This is a genomic window from Arthrobacter sp. TmtSoilC51 (assembly GCF_055388015.1).
Genome location: NZ_AP035877.1, coordinates 3,778,194 through 3,791,196, shown reverse-complemented (window position 1 = coordinate 3,791,196; position 13,003 = coordinate 3,778,194). Strand labels below are relative to the sequence as shown.

The 13,003-nt window shown below is 61.4% G+C and carries 18 protein-coding genes; all 18 read left to right on the top strand.

The window, feature by feature from the left end; all coding sequences use genetic code 11:
* Positions 1-2: 2 nt before the first annotated feature.
* Complete coding sequence (rpmC, locus tag ACZ5G6_RS17325; RefSeq protein ID WP_275959788.1) at positions 3-323, top strand: 50S ribosomal protein L29; 321 nt, start codon at positions 3-5, stop codon at positions 321-323.
* Positions 320-616, top strand: a complete 297-nt coding sequence (gene rpsQ, locus ACZ5G6_RS17320) for a 30S ribosomal protein S17 (RefSeq protein WP_011775587.1) — start codon at positions 320-322, stop codon at positions 614-616. The genes rpmC and rpsQ overlap by 4 nt, the downstream gene beginning before the upstream one ends.
* 354 nt (positions 617-970) lie before the next feature.
* The gene (gene rplN, locus ACZ5G6_RS17315) at positions 971-1,339 is read left to right on the top strand and encodes a 50S ribosomal protein L14 (protein WP_003803789.1); all 369 of its coding nucleotides are present in this window, start codon (positions 971-973) and stop codon (positions 1,337-1,339) included.
* Positions 1,340-1,342: 3 nt separating this feature from the next.
* A complete protein-coding gene (rplX, locus tag ACZ5G6_RS17310; RefSeq protein ID WP_062073171.1) occupies positions 1,343-1,702 on the top strand; it encodes a 50S ribosomal protein L24 in 360 nt (119 codons plus the stop codon).
* Positions 1,702-2,289, top strand: a complete 588-nt coding sequence (gene rplE, locus ACZ5G6_RS17305) for a 50S ribosomal protein L5 (protein ID WP_223933975.1) — start codon at positions 1,702-1,704, stop codon at positions 2,287-2,289. The genes rplX and rplE overlap by 1 nt, the downstream gene beginning before the upstream one ends.
* A gap of 78 nt (positions 2,290-2,367) precedes the next feature.
* The gene (gene rpsH / locus ACZ5G6_RS17300; RefSeq protein ID WP_216925090.1) at positions 2,368-2,766 is read left to right on the top strand and encodes a 30S ribosomal protein S8; all 399 of its coding nucleotides are present in this window, start codon (positions 2,368-2,370) and stop codon (positions 2,764-2,766) included.
* Positions 2,767-2,784: 18 nt separating this feature from the next.
* Complete coding sequence (rplF, locus tag ACZ5G6_RS17295) at positions 2,785-3,321, top strand: 50S ribosomal protein L6 (RefSeq protein WP_144659422.1); 537 nt, start codon at positions 2,785-2,787, stop codon at positions 3,319-3,321.
* A gap of 3 nt (positions 3,322-3,324) precedes the next feature.
* Positions 3,325-3,708 (top strand): 50S ribosomal protein L18, encoded by a 384-nt coding sequence (gene rplR, locus ACZ5G6_RS17290; protein WP_223933973.1) that lies wholly within the window; start codon positions 3,325-3,327, stop codon positions 3,706-3,708.
* 29 nt (positions 3,709-3,737) lie between these two features.
* The gene (gene rpsE, locus ACZ5G6_RS17285) at positions 3,738-4,409 is read left to right on the top strand and encodes a 30S ribosomal protein S5 (protein ID WP_216925200.1); all 672 of its coding nucleotides are present in this window, start codon (positions 3,738-3,740) and stop codon (positions 4,407-4,409) included.
* Between the two features lie 2 nt (positions 4,410-4,411).
* On the top strand, positions 4,412-4,618 hold the full coding sequence (rpmD, locus tag ACZ5G6_RS17280; RefSeq protein WP_216925092.1) for a 50S ribosomal protein L30: 207 nt from the start codon (positions 4,412-4,414) through the stop codon (positions 4,616-4,618).
* Positions 4,618-5,100 (top strand): 50S ribosomal protein L15, encoded by a 483-nt coding sequence (gene rplO, locus ACZ5G6_RS17275; protein WP_216925093.1) that lies wholly within the window; start codon positions 4,618-4,620, stop codon positions 5,098-5,100. Before rpmD ends, rplO begins: the two co-directional genes overlap by 1 nt.
* A gap of 186 nt (positions 5,101-5,286) precedes the next feature.
* A complete protein-coding gene (gene secY, locus ACZ5G6_RS17270) occupies positions 5,287-6,597 on the top strand; it encodes a preprotein translocase subunit SecY (protein ID WP_216925094.1) in 1,311 nt (436 codons plus the stop codon).
* Positions 6,598-6,602: 5 nt separating this feature from the next.
* Positions 6,603-7,172: an adenylate kinase gene (locus ACZ5G6_RS17265; RefSeq protein WP_223937624.1), complete on the top strand. Its 570-nt coding sequence runs from the start codon at positions 6,603-6,605 to the stop codon at positions 7,170-7,172.
* A gap of 111 nt (positions 7,173-7,283) precedes the next feature.
* Positions 7,284-8,339 (top strand): 3-oxoacyl-ACP synthase III family protein, encoded by a 1,056-nt coding sequence (locus ACZ5G6_RS17260; RefSeq protein ID WP_498686823.1) that lies wholly within the window; start codon positions 7,284-7,286, stop codon positions 8,337-8,339.
* A complete protein-coding gene (locus ACZ5G6_RS17255) occupies positions 8,339-9,124 on the top strand; it encodes a glycosyltransferase family 2 protein (protein ID WP_498691932.1) in 786 nt (261 codons plus the stop codon). Before ACZ5G6_RS17260 ends, ACZ5G6_RS17255 begins: the two co-directional genes overlap by 1 nt.
* A complete protein-coding gene (locus ACZ5G6_RS17250; protein ID WP_223933967.1) occupies positions 9,081-10,331 on the top strand; it encodes a cytochrome P450 in 1,251 nt (416 codons plus the stop codon). The genes ACZ5G6_RS17255 and ACZ5G6_RS17250 overlap by 44 nt, the downstream gene beginning before the upstream one ends.
* Positions 10,324-12,075: a class I adenylate-forming enzyme family protein gene (locus tag ACZ5G6_RS17245; RefSeq protein ID WP_498686821.1), complete on the top strand. Its 1,752-nt coding sequence runs from the start codon at positions 10,324-10,326 to the stop codon at positions 12,073-12,075. The genes ACZ5G6_RS17250 and ACZ5G6_RS17245 overlap by 8 nt, the downstream gene beginning before the upstream one ends.
* Positions 12,072-12,983, top strand: a complete 912-nt coding sequence (locus ACZ5G6_RS17240) for an NAD-dependent epimerase/dehydratase family protein (protein WP_498686819.1) — start codon at positions 12,072-12,074, stop codon at positions 12,981-12,983. The genes ACZ5G6_RS17245 and ACZ5G6_RS17240 overlap by 4 nt, the downstream gene beginning before the upstream one ends.
* The last annotated feature ends 20 nt before the right edge of the window (positions 12,984-13,003 follow it).

Genomic DNA, 13,003 nt, shown 5'->3' with positions numbered 1-13,003 from the left:
AAATGGCAGTAGGGTCGAAGGATCTCGCACCCGCACAGCTGGACGGTTTCGACAACGAGCGTCTCGTTGAAGAACTCCGCAAGTCCAAGGAAGAGCTGTTCAACCTGCGTTTCCAGTCCGCCACCGGACAGCTGGAGAACCACGGTCGCCTGCGTGCGGTAAAGAAGGACATCGCACGCATCTACACCGTTCTCCGTGAGCGCGAGCTGGGCATTCGTGCCGAGGTTGCCGCACCGGTTGTGGAAGCCAAGGAAGAAAAGAAGTCCAAGAAGGCTGCCAAGGCTGAAACGGCCGAAGCTGAAGCTGGAGAGGACGCCAAGTGAGCGAGAAGGAAACTGTGACGGAAGCAGCAGCCAGCGCTGAACAGCGCGGTTACCGTAAGACGCGTCGCGGCTACGTTGTCTCTGACAAGATGGAAAAGACCATCGTTGTTCAGGTTGAAGACCGCGTGAAGCACGCTCTGTACGGCAAGGTTATTCGCCGCACCTCGAAGATCAAGGCTCACGACGAAGAGAACACCGCCGGTATCGGCGACCTCGTTCTCATCTCTGAGACCCGCCCGCTGTCCGCTACCAAGCGGTGGCGCCTGGTGGAGATCCTCGAAAAGGCAAAGTAAATCCGACGCCGGGCCTGCCCGGTTTGGATTCATTGGAAGGGTCCGCGTTCTGCATGGAACGCGGGCCCTTCCGCGTTCCTGGCCCGTTTCGGAAAGGGCCGCGAAACATGCTAGGATATTGAGTTTGTATGGCGCCATTTGTGTGTCATCCACTACCTCGTAAACAATCGTGCCGCTGCATACTGCCCCGCGCAGAGTTTTCTGCAAGGGAAGCTGATGCTCGTGGCACGGGCGTTTAGGCCTGTTCTGGCAAAATCCAGCCAGGTCAAGAGACACCCCGATCAACCGTTCCGCAAGGCTCATTCCGTATGCATGATTTCGGTCTGAGAACCGGCGCGACGCAAGGAGTAAAAATTGATTCAGCAGGAGTCGCGACTCAAGGTCGCCGACAACACGGGTGCTAAGGAAATCCTTACCATTCGCGTTCTCGGTGGATCCGGTCGTCGCTACGCAGGCATTGGCGACGTCATCGTCGCTACCGTCAAGGACGCTATTCCCGGCGGAAACGTAAAGAAGGGCGACGTCGTCAAGGCGGTCATCGTCCGTACCAAGAAGGAACGCCGCCGTGCGGATGGTTCCTACATCAAGTTTGACGAAAACGCAGCTGTGATTCTGAAGAACGACGGTGACCCCCGCGGTACCCGTATCTTCGGCCCGGTTGGTCGTGAACTTCGCGACAAGAAGTTCATGAAGATCGTTTCGCTGGCCCCGGAGGTGCTTTAGTCCATGGCTAAGATCAAGAAGGGTGACCTCGTTCAGGTCATCACCGGCGCCAAGCAGGAACGCGGCGGCGACCGCGGCAAGCAGGGCAAGGTCCTGCGCGTATTCCCGGACACCAACCGCGTGCTGGTAGAGGGAATCAACCGCGTCACCAAGCACACCAAGGTCGGTCAGTCGCAGCGCGGCACCAAGACCGGTGGCATTGAGGTCGTTGAGGCCCCGATCCACGTTTCCAACGTTGCTCTGGTTGACCCGTCGACCAAGAAGCCGACCCGTGTTGGTTTCCGTCTCGACACCGTTGAGAAGGATGGCGCTACCAAGACCGTCCGTATCCGCGTGTCCAAGGCCACCGGGAAGGACATCTGATGAGTGAGACACTGTCTGAGACCACCGTCGAAACGAAGATCGTTCCGCGTCTGAAGACCAAGTATGCAGAGACCATCAAGAAGTCCCTGCAGGACGAATTCAGCTATGCGAACGTGAACCAGGTTCCCCGCCTGGTGAAGGTTGTTGTGAACATGGGTGTTGGAGATGCCGCCAAGGACTCCAAGCTGATCGACGGCGCTGTCCGCGACCTCACCCTGATCACCGGCCAGAAGCCGCAGGTAACCAAGGCCCGCAAGTCGATTGCACAGTTCAAGCTGCGCGAAGGCATGCCGATCGGTGCACACGCAACCCTGCGTGGAGACCGCATGTGGGAATTCGTGGACCGTCTGGTTTCGCTGGCTCTGCCGCGTATCCGTGACTTCCGCGGCCTCAACGGCAAGCAGTTCGATGGCAACGGCAACTACACCTTCGGTCTGACCGAGCAGGTTATGTTCCACGAAATCGACCAGGACTCCATCGACCGCGTTCGCGGTATGGACATCACGGTCGTCACCACCGCCAAGACCGACGACGAAGGCCGCGCGCTGCTCAAGGCGCTTGGTTTCCCGTTCAAGACCGAAAACTAACTACGTAACAGGTCCGGCAGCGCAGGCTCGTAAGAGCAGGCGCAGCGGAAACCGTTATGAGGAAGGGCTATAGCCCAAATGACTATGACAGATCCTGTCGCAGACATGCTCACGCGTCTGCGCAATGCAAACTCGGCATACCACGACACCGTGACCATGCCGTACAGCAAGCTGAAGGCACGCGTTGCTGACATCCTGAAGGCAGAAGGCTACATTGCCGGCTGGAAGGAAGAAGACGCCGAGGTTGGCAAGAAGCTGACCATCGACCTGAAGTTCGGTCCGAACCGCGAGCGTTCCATCGCTGGCGTCCGCCGCATCTCCAAGCCCGGCCTCCGCGTTTACGCGAAGTCCACCAACCTGCCTCACGTGCTGGGTGGCCTGGGTATCGCTATCCTGTCCACCTCTTCCGGCCTCCTGACTGACAAGCAGGCCGGCAAGAAGGGCGTGGGCGGCGAAGTCCTCGCGTACGTCTGGTAACGGGAAAGGAAGAGAATAATGTCACGTATTGGACGTCTCCCCATCACCGTTCCTGCCGGAGTTGAGGTCAAGCTTGATGGCTCCGTCATCAGCGTCAAGGGTTCCAAGGGAGAGCTGAGCCACACTGTAGCCAGCCCGATCGAGGTTTCCCTGGAAGAGAACACTCTCACGGTCACCCGCCCGAACGACGAGCGCAACTCGCGTTCGCTGCACGGCCTGACCCGCACCCTGATCGCCAACATGATCCAGGGCGTTACCGAGGGCTACGAGAAGAAGCTTGAAATCGTCGGTACCGGTTACCGCGTTCAGGCCAAGGGTTCTGACCTGGAGTTCGCTCTTGGCTTCAGCCACCCGGTTAACGTCTCGGCACCCGAAGGCATCACCTTCGTAGTAGAGGGTCCGACCAAGCTCTCTGTTGCGGGTATCAACAAGCAGCAGGTCGGCGAGGTTGCTGCCAACATTCGCAAGCTGCGCAAGCCTGACCCCTACAAGGGCAAGGGTGTCCGTTACGCCGGCGAAGTCATCCGCCGCAAGGTCGGAAAGGCTGGTAAGTAAACCATGGCCATCGCAATTAACAAGAAGCGTACGAACAAGAGCAAGTCTGCTGCACGCAGCCGCCGCCAGCTTCGTATCCGCAAGCGCATCACCGGTACGGCTGTACGTCCTCGTCTGGTCGTCAACCGTTCGGCACGCCACATCTTCGTCCAGGTTGTCGATGACAGCAAGGGTGTAACCGTGGCTTACGCTTCCACTCTGGAAGCTGACCTTCGCGCACTCGACGGAGACAAGACTGCCAAGGCCAAGCGCGTCGGCGAGCTCGTTGCCGAGCGTGCCAAGGCTGCAGGCGTCGAAGCTGTTGTCTTCGACCGTGGCGGTAACAAGTACCACGGCCGCATCGCCGCCGTCGCTGACGGTGCTCGCGAAGGTGGGCTGGCACTGTGACCGTTGAAAATAACGAAAAGGACATTCAGGTGACTGAAGCTGTAGCTGCTGAAGCAACTGAGACCGCACCCGCTACCGACGACCGCCGCGGCGGACGTCGTGGTGAGCGCGGCGAGCGTGGCCAGGGCCGCGGCGACCGTGGTGGCCGTGGTGGCCGCGACGGCGGTCGCGAAGCCGAGAAGAGCCAGTTCGTAGAGCGCGTTGTAACCATCAACCGCGTTGCCAAGGTCGTCAAGGGTGGTCGTCGCTTCAGCTTCACCGCCCTCGTCGTCGTCGGTGACGGCAACGGTATGGTTGGCGTCGGCTACGGCAAGGCCAAGGAAGTTCCTGCTGCTATCGCAAAGGGCGTTGAAGAGGCCAAGAAGTCCTTCTTCCGCGTTCCCCGCGTTGGCAACACCATCCCGCACCGTGTGCAGGGTGAGGCTGCTGCAGGCGTCGTCCTGCTGCGTCCGGCTTCCGCCGGTACCGGTGTTATCGCCGGTGGTCCGGTCCGCGCGGTACTGGAGTGCGTGGGTATCCACGACATCCTCTCCAAGTCGCTCGGTTCCTCCAACGCGATCAACATCGTTCACGCGACCGTTGACGCTCTGAAGCAGCTCGAAGAGCCCGCTTCCGTGGCTGCCCGCCGTGGCCTGCCGCTGGATGAGGTTGCTCCTGCTGCTCTGGTGCGCGCGCTCCAGAACCAGAAGGCAGGTGTTTAGTCATGGCTAAGAACCTGACTCCCTCCGACGCCAAGTTGGAGATCACCCAGATCAAGGGCGTCATCGGCGCCAAGCAGAACCAGAAGGCTACCCTTCGGTCCCTCGGCCTGAAGCGCATCGGACACACTGTTGTCCGCGACGCCGACGCCGTGACCGTTGGAATGCTCAACACGGTTCCGCACCTCGTGAATGTAGAGGAGGCGAAGTAATGGCAGAGAACAAGACCGCCGCAGAGGCTGCTGAGAAGCAGAACGCTCTGAAGGTCCACCACCTGCGTCCCGCCCCGGGTGCCAAGACCGCCAAGACCCGTGTTGGTCGTGGTGAAGGCTCCAAGGGTAAGACCGCTGGTCGCGGTACCAAGGGTACGAAGGCCCGCTACCAGGTAAAGGCTGGCTTTGCCGGCGGCCAGCTGCCGCTGCACATGCGCCTGCCGAAGCTGCGCGGCTTCAAGAACCCGTTCCGGGTTGAGTTCCAGGTTGTGAACCTGGACAAGCTCAACGAGCTGTTCCCGGAAGGTGGCGCTGTCACCGTTGAGTCCCTGGTTGAGAAGGGTGCCGTTCGCAAGAACCAGCCCGTCAAGGTCCTGGGCACCGGCGACATCACCGTCAAGGTTGACGTCACCGCCCACGCTTTCTCTTCCAGCGCTGCTGAAAAGATTGCTGCAGCAGGTGGAAGCACCACTGCTCTCTAAGAGCCAGTGGGGCTGATGCCCGTTGTAAAAATGATCCCGGTATGCGGGGCCTCGGCCCCGTATACCGGGATTTTTTGCGTGAAAGTGAACTCTCGATTATTACGACGGCGTCACAAGCAGCTAGACTCGGTTGTTGGGTTTCATTGAGCCCATCCACATCCTTGTACTTTCTACTCAGGAGGACGCTTGCTAAGCGCATTCGGCCGGGCGTTTCGGACGCCTGATTTGCGACGCAAGTTGTTGTTCACGCTGGGAATCATCACAATCTTCCGCTTGGGAGCTTTCATCCCCTCGCCTGGTGTGAACTACCAGAATGTCCAGCAATGCTTGAACAACGGTGACACCTCGCAGGGCATTTACCAGCTGGTTAACCTGTTCAGCGGCGGCGCGTTGCTGCAGGTCTCGATCTTTGCACTGGGCATCATGCCCTACATCACGTCGAGCATCATCGTTCAGCTGCTCCGGGTGGTCATTCCCCGGTTCCAGCAGCTCTATGAAGAGGGCTCCTCGGGCCAGTCGAAGTTGACCCAGTACACCCGTTACCTCACCATCGCGCTCGGGCTCTTGAACGCCACCACCCTGGTGTCCTTGGCGCGGTCCGGCCAGCTTCTTCCTGGTTGTAACCTCCCGATCATTCCTGATGACAGCATCATTACGACGCTGCTCATCATCATCACGCTGACGGCCGGTACGGGCCTCATCATGTGGATGGGCGAGCTCGTTACGGAGAAGGGTGTGGGCAACGGAATGTCGCTGCTCATCTTCACCTCCATCGCCGCAGGCTTCCCGCGTTCACTTGGTTCCATTTGGGAGACGAAGGGACCGGGCACGTTCTTCATCGTCCTGGCAATCGGCTTGCTCACGGTGGCCCTGGTGGTCTTCGTGGAGCAGTCCCAGCGGCGGGTTCCCGTTCAGTACGCCAAGCGCATGATCGGACGCCGCACCGTGGGTGGCACCAGTACCTACATCCCCATCAAGGTGAACATGGCCGGCGTCGTGCCCGTCATCTTCGCTTCCTCAATGCTGTACCTGCCAGGCCTGATTGCGCAGTTCAACCAGCCGAAAGCAGGGGAGCAGTTGGCGCCCTGGGTTGAGTGGATCAACAACAACCTCACCCGTGGCGACCACCCCATCTACATGGCGCTCTACTTCGCCATGATCGTGTTCTTCACCTACTTCTACGTGGCCATCACCTTCAACCCTGAAGAAGTGTCGGACAACATGAAGAAGTACGGAGGGTTCATTCCGGGCATCCGGGCGGGTAAACCGACCGCGGACTACCTGCAGTACGTGCTTTCCAGGATCACCCTGCCTGGAGCCTTCTACCTGGGCTTCGTGGCGTTGATTCCGCTGGTTGCACTCGTCTTGATCAACGCCAACCAGAACTTCCCGTTTGGTGGCACGTCAATCCTGATCATGGTGGGTGTCGGTCTGGAAACCGTCAAGCAGATTGATGCGCAGCTACAACAACGTCACTACGAAGGGCTTTTGCGATGACGAGAATGCTGATCATTGGACCTCCCGGTTCGGGTAAGGGTACGCAGGCCGAGCGGATTTCCGAGCGGCTCGGCGTAGTCGCCATCTCCACAGGCGACATCTTCCGTGCCAACGTAAAGGGCGAAACCCCTTTGGGCATCGAAGCCAAGAAGTACATGGACGCAGGCGACTTCGTTCCGGACAGCGTCACGAACAACATGGTTCGCGACCGCCTGAGCCAGAGCGACGTCGAGAACGGCTTCCTCCTGGATGGCTACCCGCGCACCACTGCGCAGGTTGACTACCTGGACCAGATCCTCGCTGAAGGTGAGCAGGAGCTCGACGTCGTGCTCCAGTTGACTGCCGACGACGAAGAACTGGTGTCCCGCCTCCTGGGCCGTGCGAAGGAAACCGGACGCTCTGACGACAATGAAGCCGTCATCCGTCACCGCCTGGACCTCTACCACGAGCAGACTGAGGCCGTTGTTGCCAAGTATGCCGAGCGTGGGATCCTGACTCAGGTTGACGGCATCGGCGGAATCGACGAGGTCACCAACCGCGTCCTCACTGCCATCGAGTCGGCCAAGGCCGTCTAGCAGGCTTTTCCACATAGCCGGATTGTCGGCGCTGGAGCAAAAGGGTGTGTCCCGTACCATTGGTGCGGGACACACCTTTTTCGTCTCGCGGCAGTTTTTTGGGGGAACCGCATGCAAACAGCTCTTTCCGGACACAGCAGGATTGCAGGTCTGGAGGTCTATCTCCCACCTGCGCGCCTGGACACAGCCGCCGTCGAACGTCGCATTGGCGAGTCGAGCCTTGGATTCCGCGTACCGAAGGGCTTGATCTCCCGGGTTACCGGCATCCGCTCCCGGAGTGTCATGGCGGACTCCGAGCAAGCGTCTGACCTTGCGGCCAATGCGGCGGCGAAGCTCCTTGCTGAATGCGGGCTGCAGGCCCCGGACATAGACCTCCTCATCTTCGCCTCCGCCAGCCAGGACATGGTGGAACCGGCCACGGGCCATATGGCAGCTGCCAAACTCGGTCTCGGCTGCCCTGTGATGGACGTGAAGAATGCGTGCAACAGTTTCCTGAACGGCCTTGAAGTGGCCGATGCCCTGATCGCTACGGGACGGTATGCCCGGGTCCTCGTGGTCACAGGGGAGTCGCCGTCGAGGGCGGTCCGTTGGACAGTTCCGGACTTCGAGACTTTTGCGTCCAGCTTTCCCGGGTACACGATGAGCGACGGCGGAGCGGCAGTGCTGCTGGAACCAGCGATTTCAGCGGCAATGGCGGAGACCCCACTGGATGCCGGTCCCGCAGGCATCCTTGCCATGGGCTTCAGTGCCCGCAGTAGCCATTGGGCCGTGGGCACTCTTGCCGCGGGCGGTTCCGCTTACCCGCGCGATCCGGAAGCCACCTATTTCACCATGGATGGGGAGAAGCTCAAGGATGCGTTCCTGGATCTGGGCTGTGGCATCCTCGATGACACACTGGATCGGCTTGAACTGGAGTGGACGGACTTCGCCGTGGTTTGCGTGCACCAGGTGAGCGCACCGTACCGGGAGATCTTCGCGGAGCGGGCCGGTGTTCCAACACGGCTCCTGGTGCCATCGGTAGAGGAGTTCGGAAATTTGGCCTCTGTTAGCCTGCCGCTGCAATTGAAGCTCGCCCTGGACAATGGCCGTTGCGGTCCGGGAGATCTCGTGGCGCTGGTGGGACTTGCCGGCGGCGTGAGCCTGGGTTTGGCGGTGGTGCGGCTGTGATGCCGAATAATGGCCTCGGAAGCACAGCGCCTACCAGGCCCCTGTCCATCGCTGTGCCCATGCTGAACGAAGAAAAGCTTGTCCGGCAGACGCTGGACTCCCTTGCGGGCCAGGAGTACCAGGACTTCACCATAGTGGTGGTCGACAATGGATCAACGGACTCCAGCTGCTTGATCGTGGCAGAGTTCGCCGCAGTCCATCCCACTATGGACATCAGGCTTGTGCATGAAGCCGAGAAGGGGACGGGCGCGGCCGCAGATACCGGCATGCGCTTTGGCGTGGATCACGGCGCCACGTGGCTGGCCCGCACGGATGCAGATTGCCTGGCCGCACCGGATTGGACCGCGAGGATTGTTCAGGCCTTCAACGACGGCCTGGAACTCATCGCCGGCCAACTTGTGCCACGTGAGGATGAAGGGATCAGTGCAAGGGATCGGAGGATGATGCTGCTGGCCGTGGAGATCGCATCGTTCTTCGGCCGTATCCGTCCCGGCAACAAAGGCGACGGGTACCTGGGCCCGTATCAGATGCTTCCCGGGTGCAACATGGCGATCACTGCAGATATGTACCACCGTTCCGGCGGATTCCCGCGGACCAGCATAGAAGACCTCCACGAAGACCGCGCGCTGTCCAACCGCGTACGAAAGCTCAGCCGCAATTACGCGTTACGCCGGGATGTGGTTGTGTACGGCTCTTCGCGGCGGGTGAAAGCCTGGGGCTTGAAGAACACTCTGGCTTGGTATGCAGACCACCGATACCGCCCGGAGCACGTGGACATCCGGTGACATGATGCCCAACAGAAGGATGCCCAACGGAGTGGTGACCAAGGCCGAGCGCTGGGAACAGCGTGTACAGCTGGGGGCACATCCATTGTTGTACCCGGCGATCCGGGGATTGGGCAGCATCCGGCCAGTCATCCGTTTACCTGGCCTTGGGGTCCTTGTCAGCGAAGCCACCTTGGTTCGTGACGTTCTCATGGATAGCGAACGATTCATCAAGAACGGACCGTCGGGTTCGGGTGCGCTCTGGACTCCTGTGGTGGGCCCCAAGGCGTTGGTAAACATGGACGGTGTGGCGCACAGGGAGCTGCGGCGCAAGCTCGCTGACCTCTTCACCCCACGTTCAGTGGCGGCGATTGTTGAGCCGGCAGGAGCTTCCCTTCATTCCCGCCTGCACCGCGGGCTGGACGCAGGTGGCCCCGTGGATCTGGTGGACGGCGTCAAGGAGCTCGCTGGCGGAGTGATCTCCAGGCTGCTTGGGGTGCCGGACGATGCACCTGGACGGCTGCCCAACAGGGAACTCTTCAACTTAGGGTCCTCCATCTCTTCGCTCGTCCGCTTGGGGCGCCCCACGCTGACGGTGAGGCAGGTCGCCAAGGGAAGATCCGCCGTCGGGGTCCTGGCTGGACCGGCGCGGGAAGCGTACCGGAAGAGCGACCCCCAAACGTTTCCCGGGCGGCTGCGCGGACTTGGCATGACCGAGGAAGAGGCCATGGGCATCATCAGTGCGTTCGTCATGGTTGGAACGGAGACTTTGGTGTCCTTTGTGCCGCGGCTGACTGCGCTGCTCGCGGACAGCGGACGCATCGAGGGCCTTGTTGATGACCGGCCCTCGGTTCCCTCGACCGTGAACGAGGCACTGCGGTTCACAGTGCCATCTCCCATGATGCTGAGGGATGTTGTTGCTCCTTCCAGCCTGGGCGGAGTCGCGGTCCGGGCAGGAGACCGCCTCCTGCTATCGACCGTTCACGCCTCCAAGAGCCTGGGCAGATTCGACCCCGAGATCCCTATCCCGGCGCATGCGCGTCAACTTTGGTTCGGGGCAGGTCCGCACTTTTGCATCGGCATGCCGTTGGCTATGGCCGAGATCAACGCGACGCTGAATTTGCTTCTGGACAGGTACGCCCAACATCCCTGGGCAATTTCGTCCCGTCAAGTGAGCAAGGGTGTTCTCATTCCGGGATACAGGAAGTTGGAGCTGGTCAATGCTTGACGACGCATTGTTGGAAGACACAGTGTCCGGCGCGGATCTCATCACGGCGGTTTATGCGGCGGCGGAGCGCGTGCCGGATAGCCCAGCGATCACGGCGCCCGGCAGATTTTCCCGCTGGAGCCAGGTTCCGGGCCGCCTACGGCCCGGCCGGACCATCACGTACGGCCAGTTGGTGAACGGTGTAGAAGCAACGGCCTTGCGCCTTCGCGAGGATGGCTTTGGTGCTGGTGAACGGATGTTGTTCTCGGTCCGCCCCAGCCCAACAGCGTTCATCCTGGCACTCGGAGCCGTCCGGGCCGGTGGTTCGGTGGTGTTCATTGATCCCGGAATAGGACCCACGCTCTTCCGTGACCGGGCCGAACTCGCGGCCCCACGGTGGGCTGCCGCTGAGTCGCTCCTGTACGCGGTGAGCACCCGGAGCCCGCTGCGGCCACTGGCCCGGCGCCGGGGTTTGCTGCTTCCGGACTACGGGGCCATGGACGTCAGGCACTACTACTCCGGACCGTGGCTCCCGGGAGTTCCCCGGGGCGCGACGCCCGTGAAGAGCCTGGCGAAACCGGCGCCGCCTGCGGATAGGGTTCCACCTTCTGCAGGGACGTCCTCTGCGCAGGAAGCCGTGATCATCTTTACATCCGGGACCACCGGTGCTCCCAAAGGGGTGGTGCACACCCGGGGTTCCCTTGCGGCGGGGTTTGAGCAACTCAGCCTGCGCTGTACTTTTGGCGAGGGTGATCGCATCCACTCCGAGCAGCTGATGATGGGACTGCCGGCCCTCATCGCTGGCGCCCACTGGACCATGCCGGGCTATGGCTTCTCCGCACACATCGATCCCCTTCGTTTGGCACGGGAGCTTGGTCCGGTGGCTGGCAAAGAAGACTCGTACGACGGCGCCACGCACCTTTTCCTCGTGCCCTCCCAGTTGGCGCCCATCCTGGATGCCATCGAGAACGGCACTGTCACGCTGCCAGAGACTCTGGGGACCGTGATGCTGGGTGCCGCACCGGTGTTGGCTCCGTTCTTGAAGCGGGCCATGGCGCTGCTTCCCGGCGTCGAGTTCAAGCTCATATATGGCATGACGGAGTTGCTGCCCATCGCCATCGCTGATGGTCGGGAGAAGCTGGCGTTCGCGTCCGGCGCCGAGGCCCAGTTCAGATCGCCTGACGGCAGCGGCGAAGGCGATTTCCTCGGCGAGCCACTGCCCGCTGTCCGGATCCGCGTGGGAGAGGACCACGAACTGTTCGCCCGGGGGCCGAACATGTGCCAGGGATATCTGGGCAGGGAAGCAATGATGGAGCACGCCACGGGAGACCTGGTACGGCTGGACCACGGTGCTGGAGGATCCGGAACGGGGGCCGCGCGCTTGGTGATGATTGGGCGTAAGAAGGACATGATCATCAGAGGCAAGACCAATATCTACCCTGCACTGTATGAACCGCTGATCGCCTCAGTACCCGGAGTTCAGCAGGCCGTCATGGTCGGGGTTCCGGATGGGATCGGTGATGAAGCTGTGTGGCTGGCCGTCGTGGCTGCGGAGGAGGAAGCAGGCACCAAGGGGGAGACCGGAGCGCATCTGAGGGCAAGGCTCGTCAAGGAGCTTCCGAAGATGATCGATGAATCAGCGCTGCCCGACCACATCGAAATCCTGGATGCCATCCCTGTCGGCGGACGCCACAAGAAGCCGGACCGCGAAGCACTTCGGCGGGAATTTGCCCTCAGGTCCACTGACAATGCTGGCGTTCGGTGAGGATCGCGGTCACCGGGGCCACGGGGTTCATTGGGGGAGCAGTGGCCGCTGCCGCAGAAGCCCGAGGCTGGGAAGTTGTGCGCTTCACACGGCGCCAAGGCCCCGGGCTGACATATTGGGACCTGACCGGCGTGCCGCCAGCCCGGGTGCCGGCGGTGGACGCGGTGATCCATGCGGCGGCCCACGTGGCGGACTGGGGGAACGCCCGCACGTTCTACCGCACCAACGTCCTGGGTACGCGTGCCGTAGCTGAGGCTTACCCGACTACACGCCTGGTGCACATTTCCAGTTCCAGCGTCTACCCCTGGTGGGAGTCGTGTACCAATCGCGGCGAGGAGGACGTGGCTGAGCGCCACGTGAACGCATATGCAAGAAGCAAGGCGCTCGCAGACGTCGAGGCCCGACGCCATGGCAACGCCGTGGCTCTTCGGCCGCATGGCGTTTACGGGCCGGGGGATAGGACGCTCCTGCCGCGCCTGGTCAGCAATATCCGCCACGGGCGGCTTCTCACTGTGGGGCACCGCGGTATACGTCACCAGCTCACACACGTGCAGAACCTTGCGCAAGCCGTGCTGGCAGCTTGCCAGACCGGCGTCAACGGAGCCGTCAACGTGGCCGATGCCGCGCCGGTGGAACTGGGTGCAGTGCTTAGGCAAGTGTTGGATGCAACCGGTCATGCCGGCGTGGGTATCAGTTACATTCCTGTGCCTGCTGCCATGGCCCTTGCCGGCATTTCCGAGGGCTTTGCCCTCGCTTCCGGGCGGGCACCACGCCTTACACGCTACGCTGTCACCCAGCTCGGACGGAACAGAACCTACCGTTTGGACCGATTGCGCGACGAGCTGGGAATTGAGCCAATTTCGACCATGCTCTCCGATGCGGGAAAATGGTTGGAGCATGGGGCCTGATCGGCTCCTACAGCAAACCA

Bases quoted from the DNA above. Each gene is read 5' to 3' on its own strand.
- rplR (WP_223933973.1), top strand. From the start codon at position 3,325: ATGGCCATCGCAATTAACAAGAAGCGTACGAACAAGAGCAAGTCTGCT.
- rplF (WP_144659422.1), top strand. From the start codon at position 2,785: ATGTCACGTATTGGACGTCTCCCCATCACCGTTCCTGCCGGAGTTGAG.
- rpmD (WP_216925092.1), top strand. From the start codon at position 4,412: ATGGCTAAGAACCTGACTCCCTCCGACGCCAAGTTGGAGATCACCCAG.
- rplO (WP_216925093.1), top strand. From the start codon at position 4,618: ATGGCAGAGAACAAGACCGCCGCAGAGGCTGCTGAGAAGCAGAACGCT.
- ACZ5G6_RS17260 (WP_498686823.1), top strand. From the start codon at position 7,284: ATGCAAACAGCTCTTTCCGGACACAGCAGGATTGCAGGTCTGGAGGTC.
- rpsH (WP_216925090.1), top strand. From the start codon at position 2,368: ATGACTATGACAGATCCTGTCGCAGACATGCTCACGCGTCTGCGCAAT.
- ACZ5G6_RS17250 (WP_223933967.1), top strand. From the start codon at position 9,081: ATGCAGACCACCGATACCGCCCGGAGCACGTGGACATCCGGTGACATG.
- ACZ5G6_RS17255 (WP_498691932.1), top strand. From the start codon at position 8,339: ATGCCGAATAATGGCCTCGGAAGCACAGCGCCTACCAGGCCCCTGTCC.
- ACZ5G6_RS17265 (WP_223937624.1), top strand. From the start codon at position 6,603: ATGCTGATCATTGGACCTCCCGGTTCGGGTAAGGGTACGCAGGCCGAG.
- rplX (WP_062073171.1), top strand. From the start codon at position 1,343: ATGGCTAAGATCAAGAAGGGTGACCTCGTTCAGGTCATCACCGGCGCC.
- rplE (WP_223933975.1), top strand. From the start codon at position 1,702: ATGAGTGAGACACTGTCTGAGACCACCGTCGAAACGAAGATCGTTCCG.
- rpmC (WP_275959788.1), top strand. From the start codon at position 3: ATGGCAGTAGGGTCGAAGGATCTCGCACCCGCACAGCTGGACGGTTTC.
- ACZ5G6_RS17245 (WP_498686821.1), top strand. From the start codon at position 10,324: ATGCTTGACGACGCATTGTTGGAAGACACAGTGTCCGGCGCGGATCTC.